Here is a 12392-nt window from a genome sequence, read left to right on the forward strand (position 1 = left end):
CGGTTATCATTCGTATACGAACGATGTTGCGCGCGGTCCCGATAGCTGTCAAGCGGCGGTGCGGCGCAAAAGATGCGCCTGCCGCATAAAACCTCATATGCCTATCCGCTCTGTCCACAAAGAAGGCAGTCGCGCTGCAGTGCGGCATGACGGCTTGCACGTTTGTGTACAAACGGTATCGTCGCGACTTACAAATCGCGCGCTGACAGGGCTTGGGAACGAGGATGACGCAGACACCGATCCGTCTCACCGTGAACGGCAGGATCCACGAGGTCACTGCGGCGCGGGACACGCCGCTGCTCTATGTGCTGCGCAACGACCTCGCACTCAACGGGCCGAAATATGGCTGCGGTTTCGGTGAATGCGGCACCTGTACTGTCCTGATCGACGGGGCCGCGGCGCGGTCCTGCGTGATTCCCGTGAGCGGCTGCGCCGGCCGCGACATCGTGACGCTCGAAGGCCTCGGTACGCGCGATAAGCCTGATGTCGTGCAACAAGCCTTCATCGACGAGCAGGCCGCGCAATGCGGCTACTGTCTCAACGGCATGATCATGACCACCAAGGCGCTGCTCGCGATCAATCCGCGTCCGACCGAACAGGAGGCGCTGGCGGCGCTGCGCTACAATCTCTGCCGCTGCGGCACGCATGTCGAAATCCTGCGCGCCGTGATGCGCGCCTCCGGCCAGCTTACCGAGGCCGTTGATTGATGGCCTCCCCGCATCCGAACGGAGCTGAGCGGCCATCCGGTTCGCTCGTCGTCATCAGCACCGTGGACGAGGTCACGACCGAGACCTATGTCCGCATCACCGCGGACGGCGCGGTCACGGCCTATAACGGCCATGTCGATCTCGGCACCGGCATCCGCACGGCGCTCGGCCAGATCGTCGCCGAGGAGCTGGATGTGTCCTTTGCGCGCGTCGTCGTCGTGCTCGGCGATACCGCATTGGTGCCGAACCAGGGCGCGACGATCGCGAGCGAGACGATCCAGATCACGGCCGTGCCGTTGCGCAAGGCCGCAGCCCAGGCGCGGCACTTCTTGATCGCACGCGCGGCCGAGCGGCTCGAGCTGCCGGCGGCCGACCTTAGGATCGACGACGGGCTCGTCCGCGGGCCCGACAATCGCAGCGTCAGCTATGGCGAGCTGATCGGCAATGAGACGATCAGCCTCGAGCTTGCCGACGACGTCACGGTCAAGGCGGCCAGCGATTATGCCATCGTCGGCCAGTCGATGCCGCGGGTCGACGTGCCGGCCAAGGCCACGGGCGAGCTGACTTTCGTGCACGACGTCCGCTTGCCCGGCATGCTGCATGGCCGCGTGGTGCGTCCGCCCTATGCCGGCGTCGATGCCGGTCCGTTCGTCGGCACCAGCCTGATCGCCGTCGATGAGACTTCGGTGCGCGACATTCCCGGCCTGGTGGCCGTGGTGCGCATCGGCGATTTCGTCGGAATCGTCGCCGAGCGCGAGGAGAATGCGATCCGTGCGGCAGAGCGGCTCAAGGTGAGCTGGAAGCCGACGCCTGCGCTGACCGATCTCGCCGATGTCGAGACCGCGTTGCGCGCCAATCCATCGACCCCGCGCACGCTGATCGACAAGGGCGACGTCGATGCGGCGATATCAGGCGCGGCCAAGTCGATGCAGCGCACTTATGTCTGGCCGTATCAGATGCACGCCTCGATCGGTCCGTCCTGCGCGGTCGCCGACTTCCAGGACGGCAATATCCGCGTCTGGTCCGGGACGCAGAGCCCGCATGTGCTGCGCAGCGACCTTGCACTCCTCCTCGAACGTCCCGAGAGCGAGATCGAGGTCATCCGGCTCGAGGCCGCCGGCTGTTACGGCCGCAATTGCGCCGATGACGTCACCGCCGACGCCCTGCTGCTGTCGCGCGCCGTCGGCCGGCCCGTGCGCGTGCAATTGACGCGCGAGCAGGAGCACGCCTGGGAACCCAAGGGCACCGCGCAGCTGATTGACGTCAATGGCGGCCTCGACGCCGACGGCGACGTCGCTGCCTACGATCTCGCCACGCGCTATCCCTCGAACGCCGCGCCGACGCTGGCGCTGCTGCTGACGGGGCGGATCTCGCCCGAGCCTGCCGTGCTCCAGATGGGCGATCGCACCGCGATCCCGCCTTACGACTACGACAACCTGCGTGTCGTCGCCCACGACATGCCGCCGATCGTGCGCGCGTCCTGGTTCCGCGGCGTCTCGGCGCTACCGAACACCTTTGCGCATGAATCCTACATCGACGAGGCCGCGACCGAGGCTGGCGTCGACCCGATCGAGTATCGCCTGCGCTACCTGAAGGACCAGCGCGCCATCGATCTCGTCAATGCGGTCGCGGAGCGCGCAGGCTGGACGCCACGACCGGTCCGCGAGGAGAAGGACGGCGAGGTCGTGCATGGGCGTGGCTTTGCCTATGCGCTCTATGTCCACAGCAAGTTCCCCGGCTATGGCGCGGCGTGGTCGGCCTGGATCGCCGACGTCGCGGTGAACAAGACCACCGGCGACGTCAGCGTCACGCGCGTGATCGCCGGACAGGATTCCGGCTTGATGATCAATCCGGACGGCGTGCGCCACCAGATCCACGGCAACGTCATCCAGTCCACCAGCCGCGCGCTGATGGAGGAGGTCTCGTTCGAGCGCGGCGCGGTGGCGGCGCGCGAATGGGGCGCCTATCCGATCATCCCCTTCCCCGACATGCCCAAGATCGACGTGCTGATGCTGCCGCGTCAGGACCAGCCACCGCTCGGCGTCGGCGAGTCCGCCTCGGTGCCGAGCGCGGCGGCGATCGCCAACGCGATCTTCGATGCCACCGGCGTGCGCTTTCGCGAGCCGCCATTCACGCCGGAGCGCATTCTCAGGGGATTGCACGGCGATGCAGCGGCCACGCCGCAGGCCCTGCCCGCGCCCGCCACCCCGCCGCCGCCATCACGCATCTGGCAGAATCCGTTCGCCAAACGCGCCGGCATCTTCGCGACAATCGCGGCCGTCTGCACCGCCGCAATCGGCGTCGGCGCAGCGCTGCTCCCGGCGCGCGCGATCGCGCCCATCGCGCGGCCCGACGCGTCGATCTATTCCGCAGCAACGATCGCCCGCGGCCAGCAGCTTGCAGCGCTCGGCAACTGCGCGGAGTGCCATACCGCGGTTCGAGGTGCGCTCAATGCCGGCGGCCGTGCGCTGCAAACGCCGTTCGGCACGATCTACTCGACCAACATCACGCCCGACGTCGAGACCGGCATCGGCGCCTGGTCCTACCCCGCCTTCGAGCGCGCGATGCGCGATGGGCTGCATCGCGACGGACGGCAGCTCTATCCCGCCTTCCCCTACACGCATTTTTCGAGGACCAGCGAAGCCGACCTGCAGGCGCTCTATGCCTACCTGGTGGCACAGCCTGCGGTGCGCGCGACACAGCCTGCGAACACGCTCGCCTTCCCTTTCAATCTTCGGCCGCTGCTCGCGGGATGGAACGCGCTGTTTCATGAGGCGGGTGAATTCAAGCCCGATCCCGTGAAGTCGGAGCTTTGGAATCGCGGCGCCTATCTGGTCGAAAGCCTCGGCCATTGCAGCGCCTGCCATTCGCCGCGCAATGCGCTCGGTGCCGAGCAGCGCGGGGCCTATCTCGCCGGCGGCTTTGCCGAGGGCTGGGAAGCGCCGGCCCTGACCTCGCTCTCCCGCGCACCGATCCCGTGGAGCGAGGACGAGCTGTTCGCGTATTTGCGCACCGGCCATTCCCGCTATCATGGCGTCGCGGCCGGCCCTATGGCGCCGATCGTCCGGGACCTCAAGGCCCTGCCCGACCAGGACATCCGCGCGATGGCGGTCTATCTCAATTCGTTCAATGACACCGCGAGCGACCGACAAACCCAAGACGCGCTCGCAACGAAACTCGAGAACGCGACGCAAGTCACCGTCGCCGCGTCCACCGGCGCGCGGCTCTATCAGGGCGCCTGCGCCGTCTGCCACGAGGTCGGCGGCCTGCCGCTGTTCGGCACCAGGCCCCCGCTCGCGCTCAACAGCAATCTGCACAGCGCAACCGCGGACAATCTGGTGCAGGTCATCCTGCACGGCATCACCGAACCCGTCTCCAGCGATCTCGGCTACATGCCCGCCTTCAAGGGCAGCATGAGCGACGCGCAGGTCGAGGAGCTCGTCACCTTCCTGCGCAAGCAGTTCGCGCCGGACAAGCCGGCGTGGTCCGGCGTGCGCGAGACGATCGCGCGCGCACGCGCATCCGCAAATTAGCCGTGCTTCTTGATCTCCACCGGCGGCGTACCATGCGTATGGAAGGACTCGATCGTCTTCAGGCCCCAGGCCTGGCCCTTCTTGCGCTCCTCCTCGGTCCACACGATCGGCTTCCAGTCCGGCGCGAGGATGAGACGCGCGCCGGCATTGGCGACCTCGACGCGGTTGCCACCGGGCTCGTAGACATAGAGGAAGAAGGTCTGCTGGATCGCGTGCTTGTGCGGGCCGGTCTCGATATGCACGCCGTTCTCCAGGAAGATATCTGCCGCGCGAAGAATCTCCTCGCGGCTGTCGAGCGCGTAGGTGACGTGGTGGAAACGGCCTGGCGTGCCTGAATGATCGAGTGAATAGGCGAAGTCGTAGCTCTTGTTCGACATCGTCAGCCACATCGCGGCTTCACGACCGTCGTTGAGCACGATCTGCTCGGTGAGACGGCAGCCGAGATAATTCTCGAAGAACTCGCGGTTGGCCTTGATATCGACCGCGAGGCAGTTGAGATGGTCGAGCCGGCGGACGTTGACGCCGCGCGCCGGAAAACGCTGGGCCTGATTCTTCAGTGCGGGCTTCAGCTCCGGCGGCGCCTGATACCATTCGGTCTCGTAATAGAGCTCGACGATGTGGCCATCAGGATCGCGGCAGCGGAAGGTCGGCCCCTGTCCCATGTCGCCGTCGATCCAGCCGATGTCGAAACCGGAGCCCTTCAGCGCGGCGACCCGACGTTCCAGCGCCTGCTGACTGCGCGCGCGCAGCGCCATGTGGCCCATGCCCGAGGTCTTCGACGCCGTGAGCTTGAGCGAATAGCGCTCGTAATCGTCCCAGCCGCGCAAGTAGACCGACTCGCCCTTCTGCCCGCTGACGGTCATGCCCATGACATCGACGAAGAACTTCAGGCTTTCGTCAGGCTTGGGCGTCAAGAGCTCCATGTGGCCGAGATGGGCGAGATCGAGGATCGGTTCGGGCTGCATGATTTCCTCCAAACGTGGCCTCCAAACGTGGCCGCCAAGCGTGGCTGCGATCCGCGGCGCGAGGGACGCAAATGGCGCGCCTATTTGTACTAATGTACAAATGGTTAGGTCTCGTCAACAAATCTGAGTCGAACCGGATGACCCGACGTGCAGGGAGACAATTGTTCCCCGCGCGTCGCGCCTGATGCCCGAATGGTAAAATATTCCCTAAGACCGCCGCGCCACCCCAACGGAACGTAGAAATTGCAGCATTTTTCCCGACGATTCCGCCCATAACTATGTATTGGCGACACGGCTCCCGACCGAATTACGGCGGATTTAACGAAGCGGCCGCGCCTGCGGCTTAACCGTTTGTGCAGCGACGGCCACGCATAGTCCGGATCAAATCCCTTGCTCTTGCCAGGTTCATTGATCGTGACATCCTTTGGACGCGTGATTTCGGTTCGCGGATCGCTCGCCCGGGTCGGGCTTCTGGCGGAAGGCCGGATGCCGATCTCGGAGGTTCGGGCGACCGTCGGCCGTTTCGTCAGTATACGCTGCGCCAGCTCGGTCATCGTCGCGATGATCACCGAGGTCTCCTGCGAAAACCTATCGAGCACCGACAATTACATCGCGATCGCCTCGGTCGACCTGCTCGGCGAGATCCTCAATGCCGCCGACAAGGCCAAATTCCAGCGCGGCGTGACCAACTATCCGACCATCGGCGATGCCGTTGACCTCATCACGAGCCAGGAGCTGCGCACGATCTACGCGCCGACCGGGTCGGACCAAATCAATGTCGGCTTCCTCCAGCAGGACCGCTCGGTCGTCGCCTATGTCGACGTCGAGGAAATGCTGTCCAAGCACTTCGCGGTGCTTGGATCGACCGGCGTCGGCAAATCGACCGGCGTCTCGCTCCTGCTCAACGAGATCCTGAAGGCGCGCCCGAACCTGCGCATCTTCCTGCTCGACGTGCACAACGAATATGGCCGCTGCTTCGGCGATCGCGCGCTGGTGCTCAACCCACGAAACCTGAAGCTGCCGTTCTGGCTGTTCAACTTCGAGGAAATCGTCGACGTGCTGTTCGGCGGTCGCGCCGGCGTGCCCGAGGAGCTCGACATCCTCGCCGAGGTGATCCCGCTCGCCAAGGGCGTCTACACCCAGTACCAGAACGCCGACCGCATCGGTCTCAAGCGCATCGATCCCAAGCAGATCGGCTACACCGTCGACACGCCGGTGCCCTATCGCCTGGTCGACCTGCTGTCGCTGATCGACGAGCGCATGGGCAAGCTCGAGAACCGCTCGTCGCGCATCATCTATCATAAGCTGATCTCGCGCATCGAGGCCGTCCGCAACGACCCGCGCTACGCCTTCATGTTCGACAACGCCAATGTCGGCGGCGACACCATGGCGGAGGTGATCAGCCATTTGTTCCGCCTGCCGGCCAACGGCAAGCCGATGACGGTGATGCAGCTCGCCGGCTTCCCGGCCGAGGTCATCGACTCCGTCGTCTCGGTGCTGTGCCGGATGGCCTTTGATTTCGGCCTGTGGAGCGACGGCGTCTCGCCGCTGCTGTTCGTCTGCGAGGAAGCGCACCGCTACGCCTCCGCTGACCGCAACATCGGCTTCGGCCCGACCCGCAAGGCGGTGTCGCGCATCGCCAAGGAGGGCCGCAAATACGGCGTCTATCTCGGCCTCATCACGCAGCGCCCCGCAGAGCTCGACGCCACCATCATCTCCCAGTGCAACACGCTGTTCACGATGCGTCTTGCCAACGACCGCGACCAGGCGCTGCTCCGCGCCGCCGTGTCGGACGCGGCCGCGAACCTTTTGTCCTTCGTGCCCTCGCTCGGCACCCGCGAGGTGCTGGCGTTCGGCGAAGGCGTCGCGCTGCCAACGCGACTGCGCTTCAAGGAGGTGCCGCCGCATCAATTGCCGCGCGGCGAAGCCACCATCTCGAGCGTGCCCTCGGTCACCTCCGGACACGACATGCATTTCGTCAGCGCCGTGCTCGAACGCTGGCGCGGCGCCACCTCGCAGCGCGACGTGCCGAACGATCCGGTGTTCGCGGCACCGCCTGCCAAGACGATGTCCAGCCTCGAAGCCCCGATGCTGCAACCCTCGATGGGCCTCGACCCCGACCGCTTCTCGCTATTGAAGAAGCCGTTGCGGTAAGGGCGCGCTCGCGCTTCAAGCACACTGTCATGCCCCGCGACCCGGCTACGCCAACGCTTCGCCGAGGTTGTGGTCTAGGGGCGCCGAAGCTTTAGCGTAGGCGGCAGGCGGGCATCCAGTACGCCGCAGCTTCTCGGTTCAATCACGCCGGCCTCTGGAATACTGGATCGCCCGAGGTCGGGCGATGACAGCCAGGATGTGGCACGTTGAGACGGCCGCGCGCATCGATTATGTTTGCCGGCCCAAGCCGCGCTGTCGTACCGGCTGGCGAATTTCACGGGCATGCGACCGAACGGGGACGACTGCCGAAGAAGTGATCGACAGGCTATGACCGAACTCGACTGGCTCGAAATCCTGCTGCGTCTCGGCAGCGCCACGCTCGCCGGCGGCGCGATCGGCCTGAACCGCGACCTGCAAGGTAAGCCGATCGGACTGAAGACACTCGGCATCGTCGGGCTCTCCACCGCGGCCGTCGTGCTGCTCGCCGTCGAGTTCGCCGAGCCCGGCAGGATCAACGATGCGGCAAGTCGGGTGATCCAGGGCATCCTGACGGGGATCGGCTTCCTCGGTGCTGGCGTCATTGTCCACGAGAGCAAAGGTTTTCGCGTGAGCGGCCTGACCAGTGCGGCCTGCACGTTCCTCGCCGCCTGCCTCGGCATTATCTGCGGCGCCGGACAGTGGAAGATCGTCGCAGCCGCTCTGGCGCTCGCCTTCGTTTTGCTGACGGTCGGCCGCCGCGTAGAGAGCTGGCTGCACCGGATCCTCGGTGGCAAGGACGAATCGCACGAAGCGGCCTCAGAGCAGGGGCCTGAGCAGCGCCTAGGCGGGTCCGGCTAACCTCGCGCTCTCCGCGCCGCTCAGGTCTTGCGCCGCAGGCTCCAGAGACTCCCGGCGAGCAGGACGGCGGTCACGAGCAGGATGGCGACGAAGGTCTGGATGATGGTGAAGTTCAGCGCATCCCGCGCGACGAATAGCGCGGTGATGGCTCCGGCGACAACAAACAGAATGCGAAGGATCAGGCTCATCGCCGCGTCTCCGGGTCGGCATGATCCGGAGCCCACTAGCCTTGCGCATTGGACACAATGCGTGTTCGCCCCTCATGCATCGTGACCCTAGCGGCCTGCGCCAGACAGGATTTGCGACATATCAAGGACCTGCGCGCCATCAGGACGCAGGACCTGAGAACCCACGGATGCAGCTCGCCGCCGCTCTCCGGCGCGCAAGGCCCGAACTGATCGCGCGACCGATGCGTTCGTGCGGCTGCGAAGCGCTATGCCGCTAGTGCTTTGCCATCAACTCAAGTGCCGGAGCAAAGCGCTCGGCGAACGTCAATGTCTTGGCGTGGTGAACTGCGGCAAACGAGGCCGAAACCCCTGCTGACGCGAGGGCGAGCAAGGCAACAGCGAAAAACAGACGGCGCATTCCTGCCTCCTGTGTGAGCCCGATTGCGCCAAGATGGGACGGCTCTGTTTCAGGAGCGCTTCATGCGGACGGAAAATGATTTCGCTCAAGAGGCTGTGATGGGGTCCGGATTGCGGTACCGCATGCGGTACAGATGCGCCCCTAATCATCGTCCGCCGGCCCGCACCAGCCGGGCAGATAGATCGCATCCTTGCTTCTAGCCGAGGACAGGGCCTTCTCGAGCGCCTTGTCGAAATCGGCATCGATCACCTTGCGCGAGAGTTTTCGGCGCAGATAGTCGGCCCACAGGAATTCGGAGAACGGCGTCGTATCCTTGGCGAAGCCGCCGATGCGGCGGAGCTCGCCGGCGAGGCTGCGGAACGGGTCATCCTTGAGGTCGGCCACCGATTTCGGCAGGTCGCGGAACGGCCGCCTTTCGCCCTTGGCGTCGTAGGGATAGACCCAGCGCTTGTTGTCCATGACGCCCCAGAAGGCCTCGCGCTCGACCATTCTGAGGTCGCCAACGATGGTCACCAGCACGTCCTTGACGCCCTCGTCATGCAGCGCGCGGCCGAGATGATGATGGTCGATCACGTAATAGCGCAGGTCCGGACCGTAGACGACGGGGATCATGTGCTTGCCGAGCAGGTCGGCCTGCTTCTTGCTGTCGCGCTGGCGCCAGCGCTTGCGCTTCTCCTTGACCTCACGCATGCCGACCGTCATCTGCGTCGGCCGAAGCGACAGAATCGGGACCGGATGCACTCTCGGCTCGCGCGTATTGGTCATAGTCGAACGGTCCCTTCATGGTTGCAAATGGGTGGAAACAGGTTCCCTGGACTATGCCATGGTCCGTGGGGAGGCAAAATGCGTCGGGCTGCAGGCGGAGATCGCAAGCCGATGTGGACGCGGGCATGAGCCCCGCGGCCGTTGTTGCAACGCAATCCGCGCATTCCTGACCGGGTCGCGGCCGGCTTTTTGACAGCGCCTATGCAGAATAGTGCGAACAGGAAATGCAGCTACGCGTTGAGAAGATTTTCTGCAACAGGTTCGTCCTGTGTGCTATCTAAAAATCGCTGCTTCGGAGTGATCCCCCGCCCCATGACAACCCAGCGGCCCATAAGCTCAGATGACGAGCACCGGGTGCTCCAGTTCAGGCCGCGCACCTCGCCTTCCCCGGTGGTTCGCCGGGGCAACGGCACCGTGCAGCAATTGCGCGCACCCGAGCCACTCGACCTGACCCGCTACGAGCAGCCCCGCACCGAACCGGACGATTTCCGCCACCGCATGCTCGCCAATATCGCGGCGCTCGCCTTCACCATCGCGCTGACCGCGATCGGGATCTGGCTCGCCGTGAGCATCGCCGACCTGCGCCGGACCCAGGATTGCGTGCTGATGGGCCGCCGCGACTGCGTCAAGATCACGACGCCGCATATCTAGGCCCGGCTCGCCGCCCGTCCCTTGGCGGACGGGCTGTGGCGGGCATCCCCAGCCCTGTCTGCTCGCCTGCCCGGCTCCATTGAACTCAGGGCGGCGCTCCGATATACGGGCTTTCGACCCGGCCAGAGGGGGGTTTGAGGGCGTCATCAGGGGCGCGATGCCCACCCACCGCGCCACTCTGGAAATCTGACAAATACCTGCAATATATCAAAGGCTTAGTGATGTCTTCCACATTCGATCAGGTCGCCACGATCATCGCTGAAACCTGCGACATCCCGCGCGACACGATCACGCCGGATAGTCATGCCATCGATGATCTCGGCATCGACAGCCTCGATTTCCTTGATATCGCCTTCGCAATCGACAAGCAGTTCGGCATCAAGCTGCCGTTGGAAAAGTGGACCCAGGAGGTCAACGACGGCAAGGCGACCACTGAGCAGTATTTCGTGCTGAAGAACCTGTGCGCGCGCATCGACGAGCTCGTCGCGGCCAAGGGCGCGAGCGCCTAAGCGCGCGGCCATGCAACTCGAATACTTTCACATGATCGATCGGATCGTCGACCTCAAGGTCGACGAGAAGACGATCGTTGTCGAAGCCCAAGTCCCGAAGGAGAGCACCGTCTTCGAGGGGCACTTCCCGGGCTATCCCTTGATGCCCGGCGTGCTCCTGATCGAATCGATGGCGCAAGCCTCCGGCTGGCTTCAGCTCGGCGTGTTCAAGTTCGAGCGCATGCCGATCCTGGCCGCCGTGAAGGAGGCCAAGGTCCGCGGTTCGGTCTACCCGGGCGATCTCATGAGCATCGAAGCGAGCCTTACCCATGAAGGCTCGGGCTATGCCATGACCGAAGCCAAGATCAGGGTCGGCGGCAAGCTACGCGCAAACTCGGCACTCACCTTCACGCTGATCCCCTTCCCCAATGCGGATATGCGCGGCTACATGGACGCGTTCGCCAAGCGCATCGGCTTTCCGCAACAGACTGTATCGCCATGACTGAGACTGCTTCGAAGCCCGCCCAGACGGAAGTCTGGATCACCGGCATTGGCCTTGCCACCTCGCTCGGCGAAGGGCTCGACGCCAACTGGGCCGCGCTCCAGGAGAAGCGCATCAATGTCGACGAGAAGGGATTTGCGCCCTACATCGTGCATCCCTTGATGCCGGTCTCTTTCGACAGCCAGATTCCGAAGAAGGGCGACCAGCGGCAGATGGAAGCCTGGCAGCGTATCGGCACCTATGCCGCGGGCCTTGCGCTCGACTCCGCCGGGATCAAGGGCAACAAGGACATCCTGTCGAAGATCGACATGGTGATCGCCGCAGGCGGCGGCGAGCGCGACCTCAACGTCGACACCGGCGTGCTTACGGCCGAGGCCAAGGGCGCCAACGCGTCCGGCTTCCTCAACGAGCGGCTGATGAGCGATCTGCGCCCCACCCTGTTCCTGGCCCAGCTTTCCAACCTGCTGGCCGGCAACATCGCCATCGTTCATGGCCTCGGCGGCACCTCGCGCACCTTCATGGGTGAAGAGGTCGCCGGCGCCGATGCCGCCCGCATTGCGCTCGCGCGCATTGCCTCGGGCGAGAGCGACATCGCGCTCGTCGGCGGCTCGCACAATGGCGAGCGCAAGGACCTGCTGGTTCTCTACGAATTTGGCGACTTCAACCTGAAGGACAAGTTCGCGCCCGTCTGGGCACGCAAGGAGCATCCCGGCTTCGCGCTCGGTTCGGCCGGCGCCTTTCTGGTGCTGGAATCGCGGGCGCATGCAGAGGCGCGCGGCGCCAAGCCGTTCGCGAAGCTGTCGAGCGTCGTTGCCGACCTCGCCCGGCGCAAGCAGGGTGGCGACATGACTGCGACGCTGGAGAAACTTTGGGAAAAGCTGCCCAAGCGCGCGGGCAAGGGCGCGATCATATCGGGCGCGACCGGCGCCGAGCCCGCGACCTCGGAAGAGCGCAGCTTCCTGAAGAGCCATGCCGATCTCCCGGTGCGCTCGACCGGCACGATGTTCGGCCACACCATGGAAACGCAATTCCCGCTCGGCATTGCCCTCGCGGCACTGTCAATCTCGCGCGGCGCGCTGTTCCCGCCGAATGATTCGACGGGGACCGAGATTGAAATGCTTGGCGCACCCACCCAGATCGTGGTGGTAGGGGCCGGACACTGGCGCGGCGAAGGCATGGCGCTGGTCGAGGCAGTGAGCTAGCTG

Annotated in this window: 12 protein-coding genes; 8 read left to right on the forward strand and 4 right to left on the reverse strand. The window is 64.9% G+C overall.

The features are described 5' to 3' along the window. Positions 1-224: 224 nt before the first annotated feature. A complete protein-coding gene (locus ACNJX8_RS25200; RefSeq protein ID WP_439357131.1) occupies positions 225-707 on the forward strand; it encodes a (2Fe-2S)-binding protein in 483 nt (160 codons plus the stop codon). Further along, on the forward strand, positions 707-4240 hold the full coding sequence (locus ACNJX8_RS25205; RefSeq protein ID WP_439357132.1) for a molybdopterin cofactor-binding domain-containing protein: 3534 nt from the start codon (positions 707-709) through the stop codon (positions 4238-4240). The genes ACNJX8_RS25200 and ACNJX8_RS25205 overlap by 1 nt, the downstream gene beginning before the upstream one ends. Here ACNJX8_RS25205 and ACNJX8_RS25210 read toward each other — a convergent pair. Beyond that, on the reverse strand, positions 4237-5205 hold the full coding sequence (locus ACNJX8_RS25210) for a catechol 2,3-dioxygenase (RefSeq protein WP_439357133.1): 969 nt from the start codon (positions 5203-5205) through the stop codon (positions 4237-4239). The two genes, ACNJX8_RS25205 and ACNJX8_RS25210, sit on opposite strands and share 4 nt — an antisense overlap. A gap of 414 nt (positions 5206-5619) precedes the next feature. Between ACNJX8_RS25210 and ACNJX8_RS25215 the strand changes: the two genes are divergently transcribed. Both ACNJX8_RS25215 and ACNJX8_RS25220 read left to right on the forward strand, forming a co-directional pair. Next, positions 5620-7359 carry an ATP-binding protein gene (locus ACNJX8_RS25215; RefSeq protein WP_164939471.1) on the forward strand — a complete coding sequence of 580 codons (1740 nt, stop codon included), beginning with the start codon at positions 5620-5622 and terminating at the stop codon, positions 7357-7359. Positions 7360-7686: 327 nt separating this feature from the next. Then, positions 7687-8196 carry an MgtC/SapB family protein gene (locus ACNJX8_RS25220; RefSeq protein ID WP_128934460.1) on the forward strand — a complete coding sequence of 170 codons (510 nt, stop codon included), beginning with the start codon at positions 7687-7689 and terminating at the stop codon, positions 8194-8196. 20 nt (positions 8197-8216) lie between these two features. Here ACNJX8_RS25220 and ACNJX8_RS25225 read toward each other — a convergent pair whose 3' ends face one another. The 3 genes from ACNJX8_RS25225 to ACNJX8_RS25235 all read right to left on the reverse strand — a co-directional run bounded on the left by ACNJX8_RS25225 (position 8217) and on the right by ACNJX8_RS25235 (position 9546). Beyond that, positions 8217-8384, reverse strand: a complete 168-nt coding sequence (locus ACNJX8_RS25225; protein ID WP_164934456.1) for a hypothetical protein — start codon at positions 8382-8384, stop codon at positions 8217-8219. Positions 8385-8637: 253 nt separating this feature from the next. Next, a complete protein-coding gene (locus ACNJX8_RS25230; RefSeq protein ID WP_164934455.1) occupies positions 8638-8781 on the reverse strand; it encodes a hypothetical protein in 144 nt (47 codons plus the stop codon). Positions 8782-8922: 141 nt separating this feature from the next. Continuing rightward, entirely contained in the window at positions 8923-9546 is a 624-nt protein-coding gene (locus tag ACNJX8_RS25235) for a ParB-like protein (RefSeq protein WP_128938560.1), read from the reverse strand. Positions 9547-9858: 312 nt separating this feature from the next. On the opposite strand from ACNJX8_RS25235, the gene ACNJX8_RS25240 reads away from it, so the two are divergent. The 4 genes from ACNJX8_RS25240 to ACNJX8_RS25255 all read left to right on the forward strand — a co-directional run bounded on the left by ACNJX8_RS25240 (position 9859) and on the right by ACNJX8_RS25255 (position 12389). Further along, entirely contained in the window at positions 9859-10197 is a 339-nt protein-coding gene (locus tag ACNJX8_RS25240) for a hypothetical protein (protein ID WP_091888663.1), read from the forward strand. A 221-nt stretch (positions 10198-10418) separates the two neighbouring features. Then, positions 10419-10706: an acyl carrier protein gene (locus tag ACNJX8_RS25245; protein ID WP_007592476.1), complete on the forward strand. Its 288-nt coding sequence runs from the start codon at positions 10419-10421 to the stop codon at positions 10704-10706. 10 nt (positions 10707-10716) lie between these two features. Then, complete coding sequence (locus tag ACNJX8_RS25250; RefSeq protein ID WP_091888665.1) at positions 10717-11187, forward strand: 3-hydroxyacyl-ACP dehydratase FabZ family protein; 471 nt, start codon at positions 10717-10719, stop codon at positions 11185-11187. After that, positions 11184-12389 carry a beta-ketoacyl-ACP synthase gene (locus ACNJX8_RS25255; protein WP_128938558.1) on the forward strand — a complete coding sequence of 402 codons (1206 nt, stop codon included), beginning with the start codon at positions 11184-11186 and terminating at the stop codon, positions 12387-12389. The genes ACNJX8_RS25250 and ACNJX8_RS25255 overlap by 4 nt, the downstream gene beginning before the upstream one ends. Positions 12390-12392: the final 3 nt, after the last annotated feature.

It is taken from the genome of Bradyrhizobium sp. SPXBL-04 (assembly GCF_051853035.1).
Lineage (GTDB): Bacteria > Pseudomonadota > Alphaproteobacteria > Rhizobiales > Xanthobacteraceae > Bradyrhizobium > Bradyrhizobium zhanjiangense.